The following is a 20,069-nucleotide window of genomic DNA, read 5'->3' as shown; positions in this document are numbered from 1 at the left end:
AGGATAGCATGAGAAAATTAGTTGTTATCAGTGTAGATTCATTGTTTACCAGTGATTTGGACAAGGTTAAAAATCTGACGGGATTCAATGAAGCTTTATCAGACAGTATCATCGTTAAAAATATTGAATGTATCTATCCGACGTTGACTTACCCTTGTCATGCCACCATCATGACCGGATGCTATCCCAATAAACACGGGATCTTTCATAATGAAAAATTAGATCCCGGTATTCACAACGGCAACTGGTTTTGGCATTATAAGGATCTGAAAGTAAAGACGATCTTTGATTATGCAAGAGAAAACAAGCTGACAACGGCAGCGGTATCATGGCCGGTAACCGGAGGCGGACCGATTGATTACTTACTGCCGGAAATCTGGCCTTTGGATTATGAAAGAAGTAATTCGGCTATCTTAAACGCAGCTTCTTTAGAAGGAAAGAAAGTATATTATCGCAATAAACATTTACTGAATTGGAAAGAGAACTTAGCTCTGGATACGTTTGCCGAAGCAGCGGTAATGGATATCGTCGATCATTATCAGCCGGATGTGCTGTTCTTGCATCAAGCAACACTCGACCATGTTCGCCATATCAACGGAACACAAGGAGAAGCCATCTTTGAAGCCCAGCAAAAACATGGACATTGGCTTGCCAATATCTTTGAAATGTATAAACGTGCCGGGATCTTTGATAAGACAACATTTGTTATTTTGGGAGATCACGGTCAGTTAAATATTCATCGTGTGGTCAGCATTAACGAAATGCTGAGACGAGAAGGACTGATTAAAACTGACGGATTAGGCAATGTTATGGATTATGATGCCTATGTTCAGTCCGCCGGAATTTCCGGACATGTCTATATTAAAAACAAATTAGTAGCCGCTAAAGTGATTGGTATCTTAGAAGAAGCAAAACGCTTAGGTTACATTGAACATATTTTCAACAGCGATCAGCTTAACAGCATGCATTTATCAGGAGATTTTGATTATGTTGTTGAAAGTTGTCCGTTTATCTCTATATCCAATGATGTGGATGTAGAAATTGTAAATGAAATCAATAATGATGACTATAAATATGCGAAAGCAACCCATGGACATTTACCGATCAAAGGGGATCGCCCGCCGTTTATCATCTATAATTCACAATTACCTGCAAGAGTAATTGAACATGGACGTTTAGTGGATGAATTTCCAACCTTCATGAAATTATTAGGATTCGTGATCCCGGATGATATTGACGGAACTGCTCTGATATAAAATAAAACAAGCTCCTATCCTGACCCTGTTTATCGGCAGGGTTTTATTATGTCAGACAATGAAAAAAGGCTTAATTTCATTAAATAGGAAATTAAGCCGTATTACTATTATTTAATTCTTTGATGTAAGGCTAGGAATAATGGTGAGGTTTATTGATGTTCTCTTCTGTAGCTATGAATTCTTCTTACTTTTAAAACATTATCTTCACCGGGAAAGTGGAAAGGATTCATTTTGGTTTCTTTAAATCCGGCAATGATATCTTCTGCATCTTCCATAATATCTTCCAAATTCATGGTTCCATACATTTTAGGTGGCAATAGATAAATAGGGATACATTCTTTTTCATATGCCTTAATGAATTGAGGAACTCCATATCTTAAATGCGGACACGCCATTAATACATCGTATTTACTCATGATTTCATTGGCAAGAGTGAAAGGGTAAAAATCAATCATGACTTTATCTTCTAGATGTTTTTCAACGATTTCCTTTTTTACTTTGGTTACCATTGCACTAGATGAAAAACCACCGCCACAGCAAATTAAAATTTTCAACATTATTGTTTCCTCCTTATAGTTGACTTCCATTAGATTGTATCACTTTTTGATACCAATAAAAAGAATCCTTGCGAATTCGCTTCAAATCTTTTATATCAAAGTCATCACGATTAACATAAACGAAGCCATAACGTTTCCTGCAGCCTTCGCGGGTACTGATAAGATCAATGGCTGACCAAGGACAATAACCAAAAACATCAACGTTTAAATCAAGTGCTGCTTTTACTGCTAAAATATGCTGTCTTAAATAATCGATGCGATAATCATCATGAATACACCCATCCGGTGTCAGTTCATCTTCACACCCACATCCATTTTCTGTAATGATTAAAGGTAAATGATAGCGGTCATATAGATCGATTAGAGTAGCAGTTAAGCCAATTGGATCGATATTCATGTTGTAGCTTGTTTTAGCGATGTATTCATTGCTGACCGATTTTCCGATTGATGGCTTTTGGGCTAAAATAGAAAGAAAGCTTATATCATGATTTTCCATGTTTTGAAGCTGTTCCAGATTTGGAGCGTCTTCTTTTTTCCAATGTTCAATGGTTGCTCCGCCATAATAATTAAATGCAATAAAATCGGGATGAGCATTTTTTAAATAGTCCATGTCTTTTGCTTCCCATGTAAACATTGCTTCTTGCTGTTGTAAATAGCTTAAACAAGTAGTAGGGTACTGTCCTTTTACTAAAGCATCAAGATAAAAATAGTTTCTCAGATCACAAAAACGTTTTGCGGCAATATAATCAAGCGGATGACATGTCTTTGGATAACAGCAGGTTATATTCGGGACAGGAGCGATTTTTGCAGTCGGACATAGTTCATGACATAAGATCATTGCTCTTGCCTGGGCAACTAATTGATGATGAGCTTGCTGATATAATTCTTTATCACTGTGAAACATGCGGTTTGATCCCATTATATCGACCGCCCCAAAAAAGATCAGCATATTTTGTTCATTAAACGTCAGCCAGTAATGAACATCATCTTTATAGTGCTTGAATAATTGCTTGGCGTAATCCACATAAGCATCGATCATTCTGCGATCCAGCCAGCTGCCATAGAGATCAATCAGTGCCTGCGGGATATCAAAATGAAAGATTGTGACAATTGGTTCAATATGGTAACGGTGACATTCATTAAATATATTTTTATAAAAGTTAATGCCCTCTGGATTTAGATGAAACCCATCAGGTAAGATTCGTGACCAGGCAATCGACATTCGATAGGCTTTGAAACCCATTTCTGCCATTAATGCAATATCCTCCTTATAATGATGGTAGTGATCACTGGCGACACTAAAATCACAGCATCCAGGATTAGGCTGCTGAAGATCTTGAACAGAAATTCCTTTGTTTCCTAACGTTGCACCTCCTTCAAACTGAAAACTTGATGTTGAAGCACCCCATAAAAAATGTTTAGGGAATGATGTATTTTGAGTTATTTGCATATTCGTTTCCTCCTGCTTTTACTATAAAATTAAATAAGGTAAAGAGAAACAGAAGGATTATAAAAAAAGTTCGAAATCGTACTTTATTGATATTTTGTATGATATAGTAAACTAAGAGGTGAACACAGTGAAAACAAAACAGTTTATTATTCAGGCGATGATGGACCTACTTCAGGAAAAGAGTTTTCAGGATATAACCATTCAAATGATTTTGGATAGAGCCGGAGTAGCAAGATCAACCTTTTATCGCTATTTTTTAGATAAATATGATATAGCGGGTGTCTTTTTAGAGAATCATCTTGTACGTATTTTAGACGGCTATGCTGATGCGGATTTGGAAACAGTGTTTAGAGATATTTTTGAACTTTTTTTAGAAGAAGAAAATTTCTTTACAAAAGTATATAGGATGAAAGGAAGAAACAGCCTGCTTGACTATCTTTATCAGTATCTAAGTGATGGAATGACAAAGCTTTATCTTACAAAAACAAAAAAGAAAGAATTAAATGAAGATGAATATTATCGCCTGACTTCTATGATTAGCGGTCAAATCTATGTAATTTATCGCTGGTTTAGAAAGAAAGACAGAGAAACAACGAAATATATGGCATCCTTAATGCTTGATCTTATTCCGGCTCCGTTTGACGTTTTGAAATAAGTTTTTTTGAAACTATTTTATCGGAAAGGTATTTTTATTTTTTTGAAAAACGAGTAATCTTAATCAAGAACTGCTATAATAAAGAAAAAGGGAGGTGCAGCATATGCTAATCATTATCGTAGCTATTATTGCCATCGTTGTAGGGTATTTAGTTGTCATTCAGCGACGCTTGGTTCATTTAGATGAGAATTGCTATAACGCATTGTCACAGATCAGTGTTCAGCAAAATGCACGCTGGGAAGCGATTACCAGCTTAGTAAAATTAACAAAAGATTATTCTGATTACGAATATAAGACATTAATGGATGTCGTAAAGCAAAGACAGACCTTGACAAAAAATGATGATGTTAATAAAATCAATGAACAACAAAAAATCATGGAACAGGCAATCTCAAAATTTCAGGTTATTTCTGAAGCATATCCTGACTTGAAAGCAGATCAAGTCTACACGAAAACAATGGAGAGCTTAAAGCAATACGAAGATCAAGTACGCTATAGTCAGATGGTATACAACGATACGGTTACTAAATTTAACCGTAAGATCAGACAATTGCCGGCAAGCTTATTTGCGAGCATGTTGGGCTTTGGTGATTTAAAAGATTATCTGGAAATGGATGAAGCAAAGGAAGCCATGCCGAATGTTTAAATCACTGAAAAAGTGTGTCTTTTCATTATTGGCGATTCTCATTGCGGTTAGCTGTTTGGTGAGAGTTGAAGCCATTACATGTAATTCAATTGATATTCATGTATATCTTCAACCTAATGGGGATGCTTATATCGAAGAAGTTTGGGATATGTATATTGATGAAGGAACTGAAGTTTATAAAGATGAAAGTCACTTAAACGATTGTGAAATTTTAGATTTACGGGTAAAAGATGATAAAGGCAATGTGTTTACTACGTTTGATAGATGGAACACCTCTTTATCATTTGAACAAAAAAAGTATAAATGCGGATTAAATAAAATCTCTTCAGGCTATGAAATTTGCTGGGGAGTAAGTCAGTATGGGAGAAATCGCTATACTATATCGTATACGATGACCAATTTTATTAACAGCTATGAGGATTATGATGGATTTAATCAGCGCTTGGTTAATGATAAGATGAGTAATCCGCCGCAAAAGGTCAGTATTACTATTAGTGCCGATAGTGTCAAATTCAGTGATCAAAATACCAAGTATCAAGGGATGGGGTTTAAAGGAGATGTCATATTATACAGTGACTATTTGTATGCCACATCTAGCAAAAGTCTTTCAAGCAAGAATCATGCTACTATTTTAATGCGTTTTGATAAAGGCATGTTTTCACCTGCAAACAAGGTAGATAAAACCTATGCTGAAGTAGAAAAAGAAGCGAATGAAAGAGGGCGGCTGAACTTATTTGAAATGATTGCTCCAATTGCGATTGTTGGAGGTGGTGCGGTATTACTATTCATTTTTATTTATACGGTGCGTTTCTATGCAAGTTCTCGTAAAGTGAAGAAATATCATGTTTCTAAACGTGATGTCAACTACTATCGAGATATTCCTTTTGACGGAAATCTAATTCCAGCTTATTTCTCATTGATTCAGACTAGTGAATTAAAAAACGAGACGGATATTATAGGGGCTTATTTATTAAGATGGATGCTGAATAAAAATATTCGTATTGAAGTGACAGAAAAGTCGGGATTGTTCAGATCTAAGCAGCAGCCTTCAATCGTTTTTGAAAATAACCTGGGAATTGATCATTATTTAGAAAAACAGCTGTATGAAATGCTTTATAAAGCCAGCGGAAGAGATCATATTCTACAGGAAGACGAATTTGAAAGCTGGGCTAAAAATAATTATGAAGATGTTGAAAGCTGGCTCGAATCTATAAAACTGAACGGTGAAAACTATTTTACAGATAACGGATTTATTTCAACATATACTAAAAAAGGATTGTTCCATCTCATTAAAGCGAAACAGCGCTATATTAATGACATGGGAAAAACAAAAGTTGAAGAAGTTCTCGGACTAAAATTTTATCTGAAAGAATTTACATTGGTCAATGAACGTGAAGCTAGGGAAGTGTACCTATGGAAAGATTATTTAATTTATGCCAGTCTATACGGCATTGCCAGTGAGGTAAGCAGACAGTTTGAGGAATTGTATCCTAAATATTTCGAAGAATATATTCCTTATTACTCAAATCCATATGCAACGATTATGATGATTAATCATATGAATTATTCATTGCACCAAGGTTACTCGGCTGGATTCCAGTCTTCTCAATCTACCAGCTTTTCTGGTGGCGGCGGAGGCGGCGGTTTCAGCGGCGGTGGTTCCGGTGGTGGTGTAAGATAAACAGTTTTGCTGTTTATCTTCTTTTTTTTCGCTCATACTATAATGGGTGATAAAATGAATAACGAACAAAGAAAAGTGGTATTGGTTGGAGTAGGATTTGTAGGCATGTCCTTAGCCTATTCTTTGCTTAATACCGGAGGCATTGACGAATTGGTTTTAATTGATCAAAACTATGAAAAAGCAATCGGTGAAGCAATGGATTTAAATCACGGACTTCCTTACTTAAATAAAAAGATATTAGTCAGACCGGGAGACTACAGTGAATGTCGGGATGCAGATGTAGTGGTGATCTGTGCCGGTGCAAATCAAAAAGAGGGACAGTCACGTTTAGAATTAACACAGATTAATGCGAAGATAATGAAAGATATTACGGTCAAAGTGATGGAAAATCATTTTGATGGGATTTTTGTAGTGGCAAGCAATCCCGTGGATATTATGAGTTATGTAGTCATGAAAGCATCGGGGATGAATCCGACTCGAGTAATCGGTTCGGGAACCTTACTGGATACAGCACGTCTGCGCTATTACATGGGAGACTATCTGCAGATCAGCAGTTCTAATATTCATGCCTATATTTTAGGCGAACATGGTGATTCCTCATTTGTTCCTTGGATGAATTGCTTTATTGGCTGCAAGCCGTTATTAGAATATCTGGTTGAAAAAGATAAGAATATGGATAGCATTCAGCATATCTATGATTTAGTAAGGAATGCGGCTTATGAAATTATTGAAAGAAAAAAAGCGACGTATTATGGCATCGGCTTATCTTTAAACCGTTTGCTGTCAGCAATCTTTAATGATGAAAATAGTATTTTGACAGTATCTGCTTATCAAAGCGGGGAGTATGGAAAACAAGGGCTTTATATCGGAGTGCCGGCTATTATTGGCCGTCAGGGAATTAAAGAGCTTATCAAGCTGGAATTAAATGAAAATGATAAGAACAAATTTAACCATAGCTGTGAAACCTTACAACAAACGATTAACAACTATATAGAATAATAAAAAGCAACCGTTTGGTTGCTTTTAATATTCGCGTCCTCCGGGTCTCCCTGGTCCAAACGGCGGTCTTCCTGGACCCGGACCGAATGGTGGACGTCCTGGTCCTCCCGGACCTGGTCCAAATGGTGGTCTTCCTGGACCTGGACCAAATGGTGGACGAGGTCCAAAAGGCGGACGCGGCGGCCAAATAGGCGGAACTGGAAAAATAAATGGCGGGCGTGGTCCCCAAAAAGGCGGTTGTGGTCCCCAAAATGGTGGGAAGACAAATCCAAGATCTACGGGACCTAAATCTAAATCAGCATAGAACATATTATCATCCTTTCAGTTATAATTATGCAATCAAATAAAATTATGTTATAATAAATGACTAGAAAGAGGTATAAATATGAGAAAATTTACCAATTTGGTTTTAAGCCGACGCATGGTAACGATTTTACTGATTATTATTCAGGCTATTATACTATTAGTTTTGATTAACAGCTTTTCCCATGTGTTTACATATATTTATATTTTCTTTATTTTATTAAGCATTATCATGGTTCTTTATTTAATAAATAAAGAGACTTCTCCGTCTTTGAAACTGCCATGGCTGGTGATCATGATGTTGATTCCGTTATTTGGCGGGGCTTTGTATTTATTATTTGGGCAAAACCATGTATCTAAAGCTTTAAAGAAAGAAAATGATAAATTATACGCTTTAAGAAACAGTGCATCTTACAGCGATCAAGAAACATTTAAACAACTGCAAATAGATTTTCCACATTATATCGGACAGGTCAATTATTTGCGAAATTATTCAAACGCGAGAGTCTATGCTCATACGAAAACGACTTATTTCCCCTTAGGCGAGAATATGTTTGAAGCGATGTGTGAAAAAATGAAGCGAGCTAAAAAGTATATCTTTATTGAAAGCTTTATTGTAGATGAAGGCTATATGCTTCAAACGGTACTGGATATTTTGGTTGATAAAGTAAAAGAGGGCGTAGAAGTGCGCTTTATCTATGACGATCTTGGCTGTTTGACGACACTGCCGCCTGAATATTTTCGTTATTTAAGATCCCATGGAATAAAAGCAATGGCGTTTAATCCTTTTGAACCGATTTTATCTATCGTGCATAATAATCGTGATCATCGAAAGATTACCGTTATTGATGGTGAGATTGCTTTTAATGGTGGTATTAATATTGCCGATGAATATATAAATAAGGTTCGCCGCTTCGGTCATTGGAAAGATAACGCAGTGATGTTGGAAGGGGAAGGTGTTAATGATTTCACTTTAATGTTTTTAGAGACATGGAATTATTATATGGATGAAGATGAAGATTTTTCTGTCTTCCTCTATGATAAAGAAAGTCTTCCGATTGAAAATGGCTATGTACAATGCTATGAAGATAGTCCTTTGGATTATGAACTGGTAGGAGAAAACGTTTATCTTAACATTATTAATCAGGCAAATCATTATGTCTATATCACAACGCCATATTTAATTATCGATAATGATTTAATGATTGCCTTATGCAATGCGGCAAAACGTGGAGTAGATGTTCGTATTATCATGCCTTTTATTCCTGATAAGTGGTATGTGCATTTAATTGGTCAGGCAAGCTATGATCAATTGCTTAAAGCTGGTGTTAAGATTTATGAATATACACCTGGATTTATTCACGCTAAAACGTTTATCAGTGATGACCATGTGGCAACGGTGGGGACTATTAATTTAGATTATCGCAGCTTGGTGCATCATTTTGAGTGTGGGACATATATGCTGGGAACCAGTGCTGTTTACGATATTAAAAAAGATTATTATGAAACGTTGGAAGTTTCTCAGCCTGTTTTTATTGGCTATTTTAAATCAAAACCATGGTATTTAAGAATCATTGCGGTCCTTTTAAAGCTGTTTGCACCGTTAATGTAGAAAGGTGAATATGCGTATTATAAAATTGCAGATTCAGACAATTGAATTTATAAATAAAGAATATGATGACTTATTAAAAAGCAGTGTGGAAAGGATTGGGTTATCTTTTCCGATTAAGGTAGAAGTAAAAGAAAATGGGTATTGTTGTATTGATGGACATAAGCGCTTAGCGGTTTTGAATGATTTAGGGGTGAAAGAAGTACCAGCAATTGTCGTTAATAACGGCAACAATCGCTCGAATGATTGCTGGCGAGGAAGAAATCATCATTAGAAAGAGGATAACATGAACTGTAAGATATTTAAACAATGTGGGAGCTGTGACTATTTGCATTTAGCTTATGAGGAGCAGTTAAGAAAGAAGAGGGAATATTGTGTTCAGCTTGTGAAAAAGGCAAAATTATCACAAGTTAAAGTGGCAGATACGATTGGAGCGCAAGATCCCTATCATTATCGAAACAAGGTGATTGTGGGATTTAATCAGCGTAATGAAGCAGGATTTTATGAAGAAAATTCACATAAAATCATTCCTTATACAACTTGTTTGCTGCATGACGAAGAAAGTGATGCGATTATCCAAAAAATTGCTTCTTTACTGCGTAAATATAAAATTCAGATTTATAATGAGGATCGTCGTAAGGGGTTCTTACGTCATGTATTGATTCGCCGAGGCATTAAAACAAATCAGACAATGGTGGTTTTAGTGACGACTTCGTCTGTTTTTCCCGGTTCTAAGAATTTTGTGAAGGAACTGACTTCGCAGTTTAAAAGTATTAAAACCATTGTTATGAATATTAATACAAGAAAAACGAGTATTGTGTTGGGGAATGATGAAAAGATTCTTTTTGGTAAAGGCTATATTGAAGATGAGCTGTGTGGATTGAAATTCAAGATTTCACCTAAATCATTTTATCAGATCAATCGTGATCAGTGTGAGGTGCTTTATAATAAGGCATTGTCTTTATTGGATTTAAAAGGCAGTGAAACCGTTATTGATACTTATTGCGGTATTGGAACAATTGGAATGGTAGCTTCTAAAAAAGCGAAGCAGGTTATTGGGGTTGAATTGAATAAAGATGCGGTGAAGGATGCGATTTATAATGCTAAGATGAATAACATCAAAAATATTCGTTTCATTAATGAAGATGCCACAGCATTTATGGTGGAATTGGCAAAGGAGAAAGTGGAAATTGATGCGGTGATTATGGATCCGCCGCGCAGTGGGACAACACCTGCCTTTATCAATGCGGTGAAAGCGTTGAAGCCTAAACAGGTGGTTTATATTTCTTGTGATCCGTCTACACAGGTGCGTGATCTAGGGTTGTTTAAAGAGGCGGGATATGCGTTTGATACGATGATTCCAGTGGATATGTTTCCCATGACGGAGCATGTGGAGACCGCCGTGCTTCTCGTGAAGAAACCTTGATTCTATGCGGGTTTGCGGGATTATTTGGTGGAAATGAAGTTGTGTTTTTACGAAAATAGATATGGATAAGTTGCCGTGGAAGTGGGGATGGGGTAACGCCGTGTGAGTTTAATAGGTGCTTGGATATGGGTTTTGCCGGGGAGCGGAAACAATTTGGCAAAACTCATACTTTTTAGCAAAAGTCATACACCGGGGCAAAAATACGAATGATTTAGGGCATTGCGATAATAATAGAAGAAATATGGCAGGACTAATGGTTGGAAATGAATTTTGGATGGCGGATGAGAACGATTATAGAGTTCCGCTTGTTGTGGTTTTAAGTGCATGCCATGTTAGCCCAAGGGAAAGTGGAACAGTAAATATTGCGGATATGTTTGTACGTGTGGGTGCAGAAGCTGTTTTGGGAACTTTCGTACCAATAAATGCAAAGAGAAATATGGTTTTGATCACTCATCTTTACACTTATATAGCTGAGGCGCAAAAAGGGAGTATGCAGTATAAAATATTGTCTGAAGCGTGGTCAGGGGTGGTAGCAACGAACGCTATTCATGAAATAGCTGAGATGTCAAAAAATTTTATAATTGGATTTGGGGTGTGAATCGCAAAGGGAAATTGAGGATGATGGATTTTACAATGGAAAAAGGTGCTGGAAGACTGCACGGAGCTACGATGTATACAGACACAATATTGATTGTGAAAGAGATGCTTCATGAAGAAGGCTTGGATGGGAAATATGATGATGTCCTTAATCAAGAGAACTGTTTCCCAGAGTCATTTTTTTATCAATGGGTAGAATTCCCAGAGAATATCTTTTTATATAATAAAGTGTTTGCAGAAACAATGGCTTTGTCTCATGAATAGTTATGGTATTAAAAACTAATTACCTAACTCGGATCAACTTTGATTGGGACAGTATGTATTTGACATATAACTAGAAAATGATGAATTATTAAGCCACGAAGATAGATTTAAAAACAGGGGAGTAAACAAGGGTATAATAAAGCTACTAATTTCAGAAATGTGGTGATATCATGGATGTCCTTACAAAAGAACAACGGCGAAAAAATATGCAAAATATAAAGTCAAAGGACACCTCAATTGAATTGGCATTAAGGAAGGCTTTATGGAATGAGGGGTATAGATACCGGAAAAATTATAAAAAACTTCCCGGAAAACCAGATATTGCACTAACAAAATATAAAATAGCTATATTTTGTGATAGTGAGTTCTTCCAAGGGAAAGACTGGGACGCTTTAAAATTACGGCTAGAACGTTCTGATAAAGGTGAATATTGGATAAAGAAAATTGAGAGAAATATGAACCGGGATAATGAGGTAGAGAAAGAACTTCATTATCTTGGGTGGAAAGTCATACGTTTTTGGGGAATAGATATAAAGAAAAATCCAGGGTCATGTGTTCAGGTAATAAAAGAAGCTATTTTTGACCAGTTGATGGAAAAAGATGAAATAGAATAGGGGTGCATGACAGTACAATTTTTGGTCGCCATCAAAAACATAATGATGGTTCATTTTGTTTTTGGATTTTATAGATATTAAGTGCTGGATTAATATGCATTGCATAATAATCTAAAAAAGATTGTAATAGAAAAGACAATTTGATATACTTGGTACACTGGTTTTTTTACACTAAAGTAAGGAAAAACCTTGGGAATTATAAATAAAAGACTTGCAATTCCTGGCCTTTTACGGGATATATGGTAGCAGAATATGCCTGTGAAAGGGGGATTAAGTTTACTTTTCAGCATACAGATGAAAAGTAAGGCAAGCTTTAATGTGAACGATACATAAAGGAGATGGCTGGATGAAAGTTTTTTCTTTCTTTTCTGGTAGTGGATTTTTAGATTTAGGGTTTGAAACAAACGGTTTTGATGTAGTCTTTGTAAATGAGTTTGATCCTGAATTTATGAGAGCATACCAGTATGCTAGGCAGAATATGGGGATTGAGCCGCCGGAATATGGATATTATAGAGGAGATGTAAATGTATTTTTGAATGATGCCTTGAAACGTGAAGAACTTAGCAGGAATATGGAAGCGGTCAGGGCACAAGGCGAATTGGTTGGATTCATAGGCGGACCTCCCTGTCCTGACTTTTCGATTGCGGGAAAGAACCGTGGACGGGAAGGCGATAATGGAAGATTGTCACTTTCATATGTTAATTTGATTGTGCAAAGACAACCAGATTTTTTCCTCTTTGAAAATGTAAAAGGATTATGGAGTACAAAACGGCATAGAGCTTTTTTTGAAGAATTGAAGGAGATGCTCCATGTGGCTGGATATAGTACCACTGAACGGTTAACTAATGCTCTTGAATTTGGAGCTCCTCAAGATAGAGAAAGGGCTTTGTTTTTTGGTATAAAGAATGAGCTGTTGGGGGAAAATCATGAAGGAACTGAAATACCAGATTTTCCTTGGTTACGGTATCGGCTCCATACAATGGATGAAATAAATGAATATCCTTGGCCGGAAAATCAGGACTTTGAAGAAGGTGGAGTACGGCCAATGCCTGTGGGAATTCCGGAGACTTTGACAGTACAATACTGGTTTGAAAAAAATCATGTAGAAACTCATCCAAATGCAATGCATCATTTTGTACCTAGGGCAGGGCTTGCAAAAATGCAACTCTATCAAGAAGGGGATGTCAGTAAAAAATGTTATAAGAGGCTTCACAGGTGGAAATACTCACCTACTGCAGCATATGGTAATAATGAAGTTCATCTTCACCCGTACCATGCAAGGCGGCTGTCTGCAGCAGAGGCGTTGGCAATTCAATCGCTTCCGGAAGAATTTGTTCTGCCACCTGATATGACACTGACAGCAATGTTTAAAACCATAGGAAATGGAGTTCCATATATGCTGTCAAGCGGAATCGCAAGGACGATTCATGATTATTTAACAGAATTGGATATTGGACAGTAATACTAAAAAGCCTGTACCTCAATCAACAGAGATACAGGCTTTTCTTTTAGGCATAAACATCTTCTAAAAAAGTTTCGATAAAAGCTTCTGTAATTCCTTTAAGTTTTCGCGCCTGGCAGAGTCCCAGTAATTCGCTGACTGATGAATATGGGAAATAGAATGCATGAAGATGAGTAAATTCTGGCTTGTTAATCTCGCGAACTACTTTTTCGCGATACTCGTCAGGTGCAACGATGATATATCTCATGCCACGGTACTCGGGGAGAGTCTTCTTAAAGTTTGACATACGAGTCAGCCCTGAGGTTACACCAGTAGATTGCTCAACTTCAAAAACAGCTGGAATGCTTTTGTCACCCAGCCAAATTGCATCAATAAGCTTTCCAGCATCAGCTGCACCATCAAAGGCGCCAATAGTAGGGATTTCATTGAGCTTAGTAACAATATTATCATGTTCAGATAACATTTTTCCTTTATAACGTATACCAGTATCGTTTTGGGCAATAAAAGTTTTTAAGGATAAACTGCATCCGATTTCATAAATTGCCATTTGCATTTGCGAGTGAATTCTGCTTTCATTAGTATCTACTTTACCTGTTTTTAGTGTGCTGGCAGGCAGCTCTAAAGCATTGTATACAACATTTTTTGAAGGAATTTCATTGATTTCAAGATGTTCTAATTTTTTTTCACATAAAATTCCTTTTTCATGTAGGTTTTCGGGTAAATAAATTACGTGTTTATGTCCAGCTTTGATTTTGGTTTTACCATGAATTAGTTCAATTCTTCCGGGATAACAATAGTAAAATGGTGGTGTATGGCATAAAAGGGTTTCTAAGGCTGATCTGGTGTTGTAAGATGCACCTAAAAGTCTGTCAATGTTAATCGGTGTGCCATTTGTTATGGCGTTTGCAACACGGCTAATCATCGCTGTTGAAATTGACTGAGGTTCAGCGGCATTTTTGGTTTCACCTTTTGTTGGATCCCAGCGTTTGATATAGACAGGACCATATGGGGAGATAATCTCTTCAATTGTAACAACTGTATGTGTTGAAGCATTTACATAAGGATATTCTGCCCCTCTGGAAAGAGAACTTAGTAGATTGACGATTTCGGCAACGGTAATTCCATTTTCTGTAATAATACTCATATTTTCCTCCTTTGAATATATAAGCGGGTTTTTATAAAAAAATAATATCACACATTATCAAAATTGTATATATAAAAACCCGTTTAAATTATAAAAATTTTATAAAATCAATTAGAAAATGGGAAAATAAAGGATAAAACAAAGGTTTTTCATATATAAAAAGCCGGAAAGTATCATAAATATCATCAATAAAATCCTAAAAGTGGAAGATAGTACCATATAATCATTGATGACAAGCAAGGGGACATCTGTTAGGACTTTTGTTTTACTGCATATAAAACTGGCAATACTAAATATACGTGGAAATTCATGGAAAGTGGTGTGTCATAACCTTAGGGAATGCATCAAAGCAGACCGCATGGAGTACGTGAAAGTTCATGAATATGAGCGGTACTGCCAGGAAGGAGAGCGAAGATGCCTGATCCTGCGATTCCGGCCCACAGAGCATGGCTGAATCATAGAATAGACACCACAGACAACTACCGCGCAGAGTATTTTAATCTGCATTGTAAGAAAAGCAGTTATATTGGAAATAAAATAATGTATCCACCGGGGCATTCCCCATGTGGACAAAAGGCGAATACAGACCGTAGAAAATCTGAAACTGGATTTTCTGCGGTCTTTTTTTGTGCATTTTTGGAAAAGGGCATTTGTTCGTGCCTGGCTTTACTGCGAAGTAAAGAAAGGGACAGCAGATGTCAGGAAGAAAAATCAAAATCCAGTCTGGAAAAGAAGTGGTTTGGATGGAGGTTACGGAAGAGGAATATCAGAACTATTACCGCCCATGGTGGCAGCAGAAGAAGACGGAGCAGAGGAACAGGGATATAGGGAGGAATCTTATGAGGCATGGTGTGATGGGACGGCTGACGACAGAGGAATTCCAGATATTGATGCAGGGAGTCTGGAAGAATTGGTGGAAAAGAAAATGATGTTAGATGTTTTAGAGGAGGCAATGGAATCCTTGCTTCCGAACGAGAGGGAACTTGCAGAAAAGGTATTTGGTGAGGACATGAGTGTCTGTGAGTATGCCAGATTAAAAGGGGAGAACAGGAGGACTCTGGCTTTCCGCAAGGGAAAGGTTTTGGATAAGCTGCGGGATTTTTTTGAGGACAAAGGGATTGAATTATAGTTATCCGACAAGAGAGGCGGCATTTGTCGAATGGTTTTTGAAGAAAATTTCAGATTTCATTGCCAGTTTTTGAAAAAGTGTCATTACGGATAGTAGGAGGGTGAGTTACGGCCCCCGAATACAGGAGAAAGGAGCAGAAGATTCATGGAAAATTCTAAGGAGTTAATCGGTATCTTGCAGGCTATCAGCATTGTAGCGAAGAACCTGGCGGAGAAATTAATGCGGATTGATGGTGAAATCAGGGAGTATGAATCCGGGAAGGACAAGATGTCTGGCGGAATAAGAAAACGGAAAGGAAAGGGATGAGATGTCAGAAAGGAAGAAGATTTTTATCTGCAGCCCCTTCCGTGGGGATATGACAGGGAACAGCGTAAGGGCGGCGGGGTACTGCCGCAGGGCTTATGAGGAAGGGTGCCTTCCCATTGCGCCGCATCTGCTGTTTCCGCAGTTTTTGGATGAGGGCAATTTGAAGGAACGTGCGGATGGGATTTCCATGGGGCTGGAGCTGCTGATGGAGTGTGACGAGATCTGGGTGTTCGGGGAACCCACAGAGGGCATGGAGCAGGAAATCTGGTTTGCGGTGGAGCATGGCATCCATGTCTGGTTCCGGGATGGGAAAGGAGAAAAGGAAGCATGAAGCTGGCAATGATTGTGACAAAGATTACAGGGAATGAGAAGAATGACAGGATGCGGGCGGCGGAGTACTGCCGTTATGCCGCACACAAAGGGGTGATACCAGTCAGCCCTTACCTTGCTTTTCACAAGGTATTTACGGATGAGCTGGGCGGCGCAGCGGAACGTCTTCTGGCCTGCAGGCTTGCACAGCAGGCGGATGAGATATGGGTGTTCGGGAATGAGAAGGACGAGAAACGGAAGAAGCGGATGGAGGAGGCCTGTCTGGAGTACGGTGATAAGGCCAGGTATATTGACGCAGCGGAGTATATGAAGAATGAATCGGCTGAAGATATGGAGGAATTATTTGATATAGCTGGAGAGGATGAGGAGGATGGGTCATGATTAAATTGAGACAAATTCGTTTAATTAATTGGTATGCTTTTGGTCAGATTACTGTTCCTATCGGCTTATTCACTCTAATTGCTGGTAAAAATGGGAATGGCAAATCCGTTTTTTTGGATGCGGTGAAGTATGCGCTATATGGAGATACGGTATTTAATAAATCAACAGAAAATAAAGGTAGTAGAACGATACCCTCTTATACCAGAGGATTGCTTGATGCGACTGCTGGCACCTATATGAGGCCATCCGATAAGATACCGAATGTATATACGCATATTGTTCTTGAGATGGAAGAAGTCCAGCTTGGAAGAACGTTTCTTTTAGGTGCAGCCATTGATACAGATTCAGGTAATGGATTCAAGACACAACGTTATGTGATTGAAAATAAAACATTAAGCGATGTGGTTCACACATATGAGCTAGATGGGCAGACGGTTCCATATAGTACATCTGAATTGCAGAAAGCCTATGGACTAAGAATGATGGATGTGAAAGAAGGTCTTTCAAAATTTATGCAAAGAACAGGGTTACGTCTTAATGAGCAGCAATTAGCAGCATTCAGGCGTAAACTTCGTAGTATTATGTCTTATGATCCGAATGCCAAAATCGATCAGTTTATTCGAGAAAGTGTATTAGAAGAAAAGAAAGTTGATTTTTCTAAACTAGTGGAGGCTAAAAAGAATATAGATATCTTGAATGCTAATTTTGAAATTATTGATGCTGAGATTAAAGAATTGGAAACGATAGTTAAATTATTCGAGGAACTTAAGCGGGCAAGAAATACTATTTTAGCTGATGATATAAAGCTTGCTTATAAAAGTTTTTTAAAACATAAAAAAACATTAGAAGAGACTTCTCGAAATATGAAAATTGCTAAGAAACAGATTGCTGAGTATGAGCAGAAATTGGAAATTATTAATGTTCGCGAAAAAGAAACTAGAGCTGCATATAATGCTGCAAAAGATAATCTAAACTCCATGGATTGTGCCAAGGCAATCGAGGATGCTAAGGAAGCATTGCAAAAAGCACGAAAGGTAAAAACGAACTTGGAAGATGAAAAGAACAAGCTTTGTGACTTCCAGATAAAAGTTAATAAATTAATTACATGGTTTGCCAAAGAACAATATGTTGTACAAGAGCAGAAGATTCTATCTTCTTTAACAGAAGATATTGTTACTAAAGTTGAGAAGGAGAGCCGTGTCGCTTCTTTTTTACAAGAAATCCAAAAATATAGGGATGATACCCTTAGTAAAATCACAAGAATTAATGATGATTTGAAAGATAATCAAGGGGAACAGGACAGATATCAGCAAATTATTGATAATTGTCAGGCAAGAAAGACTACTTTTTCAGAAATTCCGGATTATGTAGCCTTGAAGAATGAAATTAATCGAGAGTTTGAAAAAAGAAATATACAGTCTGAGGCAAGATTTGCTTGTGAGTATGTATTATGCCTTAAAGATGAGGCATGGCGTGACTCTATAGAAGCGTATCTTGGAAGGCGAAGGTATACAATTCTTGTGGAACCGGAATATTACGATATTGCTGATGATGTATTAAATGCTTCTAAAAATAAATATGCCCATTTATTTAACACCAAACTATTAATGCGAAAACATATTATTCCAGAAAAAGACTCTGTGGTCCAGTTTATCGAGATAAAGAACTCGGTGGCAAAGCAGTATTTTAACTATCAGCTTGGAAGGTTTCATGCTGTGACTAAAGATAAGGTTAAAAATTATGAGAATGCCATGTCAAAAGAAGGAAGGGTATCTGTTGCGATGGATAGTTATTTTCTGCGCTTTGCCCATGTTAAATTTTACTGTTTGGGACAGGAGGCGATTGAGTTAAATAGGATCAAAGCTAATAAAAAATTAGAGGAATTAAAACAGGTATATAACCAATATATGGACCAGTTGACCAACGAAAAGTTCAAGAAGACATATTTTGATAGTCAGATGCAATTTTTTGGTGAATACAACTACGATGCCTGTCGAGAATATGAAGAATCACAGCTTGATTGTTCTACAAAAGAATAATATGGAGTACATGGAGCTTGCTCAGAGAGTCGATGTATTGGAAAATGAACTTATGGCAGTTAATGACGAACGACAATCTATATATAATGGTAAATCAGCAATGCAGACTAAGCATGATATGAATAAAAAGGACTATGAAGAAGCAGGCGAACATATAGGCATTGTAAAAGAGCAGTTAAAGAAATATAAGGATAGTGATAGTAGCGTTTATGCAAAAGCAATAGAGAATTATGATAAGTTTATCCTCAATAAGGGAAATGGAATGGGGGGAACATTAAAAGACAGGGCGCGTGCTGAGCGTACTTTGGAAGAAGCCGGAAAAAAACTAAGAGGCGGACAAGCTGCCTATAATTTATCTAGAACTGGAGATAATCAGCTTCCTATGACAGAGAGTTCTATAGCGGATTATCAAGCAAGAAAATCGCGAATTTGGATAGATGACAGAGAAGAAGTACAGGCAGAACTAAAGGAGCAGACAAGACGTTATGAAGAAATATTCAAGAATGAATTTGTTCTTACTGTATTAAAGTCTTGCGAGGCAGCCCGAGACGAATTGAAACTTATTAATGCAGAATTGGCATGTCTTCAATTTAAATCAAAATATTCATTTGAGGTGAAGTATGTCAAGGATGGCTCAGACTACGAGAAAATTTTGGAGTATGCGAGATATTTAAAAGAACGTGAAGATATAGGGACCGCATCAGGGCAAATGACAATCGATGCTGTAACATCATATTCTGATGATAAAGGTGAAATATTGGAGCAGGACATTAAAAAAATTATTAATCATATCGTGGAAAGCAACAATAAAGAGAAGATTGAACATTATGCGGACTATAGAAACTATATGACTTACGAAATTATTTTGACAAATGATGTGCTTGCAAAGGCGAAACTATCTAAGCAGTCAGGTTATAATTCGGGAGCGGAGGTGCAGATTCCATACATGCTTATTTTGTTGTCTGCGCTGCTTATGATTTATAATGCTAAGAACAGTTCAACAAGACTAGTGTTTATTGATGAGCCGTTTGCCAAAATGGATCCAACAAATGTGAAAATTATGCTTGATTTTATGAAAGAGCAGAATCTTCAGATGATTTTCTGTGCTCCGGATAAAACAGAACTGATTGGAAATGAATGTGAAGTGATATTGCCGGTGCTTCGAACAAGACCGGATCTTATGGAGATGGGAATTATTGATATGCATAAAGGGGTGTGACA

Annotated in this window: 22 protein-coding genes; 18 read left to right on the top strand and 4 right to left on the bottom strand. The window is 37.3% G+C overall.

Annotation, left to right across the window (positions count from 1 at the left end):
- Nucleotides 1-8 precede the first annotated feature (8 nt).
- Entirely contained in the window at nucleotides 9-1,256 is a 1,248-nt protein-coding gene (locus ACLRVU_RS02930) for an alkaline phosphatase family protein (RefSeq protein ID WP_412890619.1), read from the top strand.
- Nucleotides 1,257-1,405: 149 nt separating this feature from the next.
- Here ACLRVU_RS02930 and ACLRVU_RS02925 read toward each other — a convergent pair whose 3' ends face one another.
- Together ACLRVU_RS02925 and ACLRVU_RS02920 are read right to left on the bottom strand one after the other, a co-directional pair.
- Entirely contained in the window at nucleotides 1,406-1,813 is a 408-nt protein-coding gene (locus ACLRVU_RS02925; protein WP_147549004.1) for a PTS sugar transporter subunit IIB, read from the bottom strand.
- Nucleotides 1,814-1,826: 13 nt separating this feature from the next.
- The gene (locus ACLRVU_RS02920; protein WP_412890618.1) at nucleotides 1,827-3,263 is read right to left on the bottom strand and encodes a glycoside hydrolase family 1 protein; all 1,437 of its coding nucleotides are present in this window, start codon (nucleotides 3,261-3,263) and stop codon (nucleotides 1,827-1,829) included.
- 127 nt (nucleotides 3,264-3,390) lie between these two features.
- On the opposite strand from ACLRVU_RS02920, the gene ACLRVU_RS02915 reads away from it, so the two are divergent.
- From ACLRVU_RS02915 to ACLRVU_RS02900, 4 genes are all read left to right on the top strand, one after another.
- Complete coding sequence (locus ACLRVU_RS02915; RefSeq protein ID WP_412890617.1) at nucleotides 3,391-3,918, top strand: TetR/AcrR family transcriptional regulator C-terminal domain-containing protein; 528 nt, start codon at nucleotides 3,391-3,393, stop codon at nucleotides 3,916-3,918.
- Nucleotides 3,919-4,021: 103 nt separating this feature from the next.
- Nucleotides 4,022-4,564: a LemA family protein gene (locus ACLRVU_RS02910; RefSeq protein WP_412890616.1), complete on the top strand. Its 543-nt coding sequence runs from the start codon at nucleotides 4,022-4,024 to the stop codon at nucleotides 4,562-4,564.
- A complete protein-coding gene (locus ACLRVU_RS02905) occupies nucleotides 4,557-6,245 on the top strand; it encodes a DUF2207 family protein (RefSeq protein WP_412890615.1) in 1,689 nt (562 codons plus the stop codon). Before ACLRVU_RS02910 ends, ACLRVU_RS02905 begins: the two co-directional genes overlap by 8 nt.
- Nucleotides 6,246-6,299: 54 nt before the next feature.
- Nucleotides 6,300-7,244 (top strand): L-lactate dehydrogenase, encoded by a 945-nt coding sequence (locus ACLRVU_RS02900; protein ID WP_412890614.1) that lies wholly within the window; start codon nucleotides 6,300-6,302, stop codon nucleotides 7,242-7,244.
- A gap of 24 nt (nucleotides 7,245-7,268) precedes the next feature.
- Here ACLRVU_RS02900 and ACLRVU_RS02895 read toward each other — a convergent pair whose 3' ends face one another.
- Entirely contained in the window at nucleotides 7,269-7,553 is a 285-nt protein-coding gene (locus tag ACLRVU_RS02895) for a hypothetical protein (RefSeq protein WP_412890613.1), read from the bottom strand.
- A 76-nt stretch (nucleotides 7,554-7,629) separates the two neighbouring features.
- On the opposite strand from ACLRVU_RS02895, the gene cls reads away from it, so the two are divergent.
- From cls to ACLRVU_RS02860, 7 genes are all read left to right on the top strand, one after another.
- On the top strand, nucleotides 7,630-9,159 hold the full coding sequence (cls, locus tag ACLRVU_RS02890) for a cardiolipin synthase (RefSeq protein WP_412890612.1): 1,530 nt from the start codon (nucleotides 7,630-7,632) through the stop codon (nucleotides 9,157-9,159).
- A 10-nt stretch (nucleotides 9,160-9,169) separates the two neighbouring features.
- On the top strand, nucleotides 9,170-9,430 hold the full coding sequence (locus ACLRVU_RS02885) for a ParB N-terminal domain-containing protein (protein WP_412890611.1): 261 nt from the start codon (nucleotides 9,170-9,172) through the stop codon (nucleotides 9,428-9,430).
- Nucleotides 9,431-9,442: 12 nt separating this feature from the next.
- A complete protein-coding gene (rlmD, locus tag ACLRVU_RS02880) occupies nucleotides 9,443-10,582 on the top strand; it encodes a 23S rRNA (uracil(1939)-C(5))-methyltransferase RlmD (RefSeq protein WP_412890610.1) in 1,140 nt (379 codons plus the stop codon).
- 253 nt (nucleotides 10,583-10,835) lie between these two features.
- On the top strand, nucleotides 10,836-11,180 hold the full coding sequence (locus ACLRVU_RS02875) for a hypothetical protein (RefSeq protein ID WP_412890609.1): 345 nt from the start codon (nucleotides 10,836-10,838) through the stop codon (nucleotides 11,178-11,180).
- A gap of 20 nt (nucleotides 11,181-11,200) precedes the next feature.
- On the top strand, nucleotides 11,201-11,443 hold the full coding sequence (locus ACLRVU_RS02870; RefSeq protein WP_412890608.1) for a hypothetical protein: 243 nt from the start codon (nucleotides 11,201-11,203) through the stop codon (nucleotides 11,441-11,443).
- Nucleotides 11,444-11,613: 170 nt separating this feature from the next.
- Entirely contained in the window at nucleotides 11,614-12,057 is a 444-nt protein-coding gene (locus ACLRVU_RS02865; RefSeq protein ID WP_412890607.1) for a very short patch repair endonuclease, read from the top strand.
- A gap of 346 nt (nucleotides 12,058-12,403) precedes the next feature.
- Nucleotides 12,404-13,519: a DNA cytosine methyltransferase gene (locus ACLRVU_RS02860; RefSeq protein ID WP_412890606.1), complete on the top strand. Its 1,116-nt coding sequence runs from the start codon at nucleotides 12,404-12,406 to the stop codon at nucleotides 13,517-13,519.
- Between the two features lie 46 nt (nucleotides 13,520-13,565).
- Here ACLRVU_RS02860 and ACLRVU_RS02855 read toward each other — a convergent pair whose 3' ends face one another.
- Complete coding sequence (locus ACLRVU_RS02855; protein WP_412890605.1) at nucleotides 13,566-14,663, bottom strand: hypothetical protein; 1,098 nt, start codon at nucleotides 14,661-14,663, stop codon at nucleotides 13,566-13,568.
- A gap of 565 nt (nucleotides 14,664-15,228) precedes the next feature.
- Here ACLRVU_RS02855 and ACLRVU_RS02850 point away from each other — a divergent pair.
- From ACLRVU_RS02850 to ACLRVU_RS02825, 6 genes are all read left to right on the top strand, one after another.
- On the top strand, nucleotides 15,229-15,792 hold the full coding sequence (locus tag ACLRVU_RS02850) for a hypothetical protein (protein WP_412890604.1): 564 nt from the start codon (nucleotides 15,229-15,231) through the stop codon (nucleotides 15,790-15,792).
- A 144-nt stretch (nucleotides 15,793-15,936) separates the two neighbouring features.
- Nucleotides 15,937-16,098, top strand: coding sequence for a hypothetical protein (locus tag ACLRVU_RS02845; RefSeq protein WP_412890603.1), 162 nt, complete (start codon nucleotides 15,937-15,939; stop codon nucleotides 16,096-16,098).
- Between the two features lies 1 nt (nucleotide 16,099).
- A complete protein-coding gene (locus tag ACLRVU_RS02840) occupies nucleotides 16,100-16,429 on the top strand; it encodes a DUF4406 domain-containing protein (protein ID WP_412890602.1) in 330 nt (109 codons plus the stop codon).
- Complete coding sequence (locus tag ACLRVU_RS02835) at nucleotides 16,426-16,809, top strand: hypothetical protein (protein ID WP_412890601.1); 384 nt, start codon at nucleotides 16,426-16,428, stop codon at nucleotides 16,807-16,809. The genes ACLRVU_RS02840 and ACLRVU_RS02835 overlap by 4 nt, the downstream gene beginning before the upstream one ends.
- Nucleotides 16,806-18,848 carry an ATP-binding protein gene (locus ACLRVU_RS02830; protein WP_412890600.1) on the top strand — a complete coding sequence of 681 codons (2,043 nt, stop codon included), beginning with the start codon at nucleotides 16,806-16,808 and terminating at the stop codon, nucleotides 18,846-18,848. Before ACLRVU_RS02835 ends, ACLRVU_RS02830 begins: the two co-directional genes overlap by 4 nt.
- Nucleotides 18,796-20,067, top strand: coding sequence for an SbcC/MukB-like Walker B domain-containing protein (locus ACLRVU_RS02825; RefSeq protein WP_412890599.1), 1,272 nt, complete (start codon nucleotides 18,796-18,798; stop codon nucleotides 20,065-20,067). The genes ACLRVU_RS02830 and ACLRVU_RS02825 overlap by 53 nt, the downstream gene beginning before the upstream one ends.
- The last annotated feature ends 2 nt before the right edge of the window (nucleotides 20,068-20,069 follow it).

It is taken from the genome of Beduini sp. (genome assembly GCF_047239305.1).
Classification (GTDB): domain Bacteria; phylum Bacillota_I; class Bacilli_A; order Erysipelotrichales; family Coprobacillaceae; genus Beduini.
This window is presented reverse-complemented; position numbering and strand designations above follow the sequence as displayed.

What these genes read in the sequence shown, in the direction of transcription:
- ACLRVU_RS02930 (WP_412890619.1), top strand. Translation starts at nt 9, where the DNA reads ATGAGAAAATTAGTTGTTATCAGTGTAGATTCATTGTTTACCAGTGAT.
- ACLRVU_RS02925 (WP_147549004.1), bottom strand. Translation starts at nt 1,813, where the DNA reads ATGTTGAAAATTTTAATTTGCTGTGGCGGTGGTTTTTCATCTAGTGCA.
- ACLRVU_RS02830 (WP_412890600.1), top strand. Translation starts at nt 16,806, where the DNA reads ATGATTAAATTGAGACAAATTCGTTTAATTAATTGGTATGCTTTTGGT.
- ACLRVU_RS02895 (WP_412890613.1), bottom strand. Translation starts at nt 7,553, where the DNA reads ATGTTCTATGCTGATTTAGATTTAGGTCCCGTAGATCTTGGATTTGTC.
- ACLRVU_RS02865 (WP_412890607.1), top strand. Translation starts at nt 11,614, where the DNA reads ATGGATGTCCTTACAAAAGAACAACGGCGAAAAAATATGCAAAATATA.
- ACLRVU_RS02885 (WP_412890611.1), top strand. Translation starts at nt 9,170, where the DNA reads ATGCGTATTATAAAATTGCAGATTCAGACAATTGAATTTATAAATAAA.
- ACLRVU_RS02875 (WP_412890609.1), top strand. Translation starts at nt 10,836, where the DNA reads ATGGTTGGAAATGAATTTTGGATGGCGGATGAGAACGATTATAGAGTT.
- cls (WP_412890612.1), top strand. Translation starts at nt 7,630, where the DNA reads ATGAGAAAATTTACCAATTTGGTTTTAAGCCGACGCATGGTAACGATT.
- ACLRVU_RS02855 (WP_412890605.1), bottom strand. Translation starts at nt 14,663, where the DNA reads ATGAGTATTATTACAGAAAATGGAATTACCGTTGCCGAAATCGTCAAT.
- ACLRVU_RS02860 (WP_412890606.1), top strand. Translation starts at nt 12,404, where the DNA reads ATGAAAGTTTTTTCTTTCTTTTCTGGTAGTGGATTTTTAGATTTAGGG.
- rlmD (WP_412890610.1), top strand. Translation starts at nt 9,443, where the DNA reads ATGAACTGTAAGATATTTAAACAATGTGGGAGCTGTGACTATTTGCAT.
- ACLRVU_RS02920 (WP_412890618.1), bottom strand. Translation starts at nt 3,263, where the DNA reads ATGCAAATAACTCAAAATACATCATTCCCTAAACATTTTTTATGGGGT.
- ACLRVU_RS02910 (WP_412890616.1), top strand. Translation starts at nt 4,022, where the DNA reads ATGCTAATCATTATCGTAGCTATTATTGCCATCGTTGTAGGGTATTTA.
- ACLRVU_RS02900 (WP_412890614.1), top strand. Translation starts at nt 6,300, where the DNA reads ATGAATAACGAACAAAGAAAAGTGGTATTGGTTGGAGTAGGATTTGTA.
- ACLRVU_RS02825 (WP_412890599.1), top strand. Translation starts at nt 18,796, where the DNA reads ATGCCTGTCGAGAATATGAAGAATCACAGCTTGATTGTTCTACAAAAG.
- ACLRVU_RS02840 (WP_412890602.1), top strand. Translation starts at nt 16,100, where the DNA reads ATGTCAGAAAGGAAGAAGATTTTTATCTGCAGCCCCTTCCGTGGGGAT.
- ACLRVU_RS02905 (WP_412890615.1), top strand. Translation starts at nt 4,557, where the DNA reads ATGTTTAAATCACTGAAAAAGTGTGTCTTTTCATTATTGGCGATTCTC.
- ACLRVU_RS02870 (WP_412890608.1), top strand. Translation starts at nt 11,201, where the DNA reads ATGATGGATTTTACAATGGAAAAAGGTGCTGGAAGACTGCACGGAGCT.
- ACLRVU_RS02845 (WP_412890603.1), top strand. Translation starts at nt 15,937, where the DNA reads ATGGAAAATTCTAAGGAGTTAATCGGTATCTTGCAGGCTATCAGCATT.
- ACLRVU_RS02835 (WP_412890601.1), top strand. Translation starts at nt 16,426, where the DNA reads ATGAAGCTGGCAATGATTGTGACAAAGATTACAGGGAATGAGAAGAAT.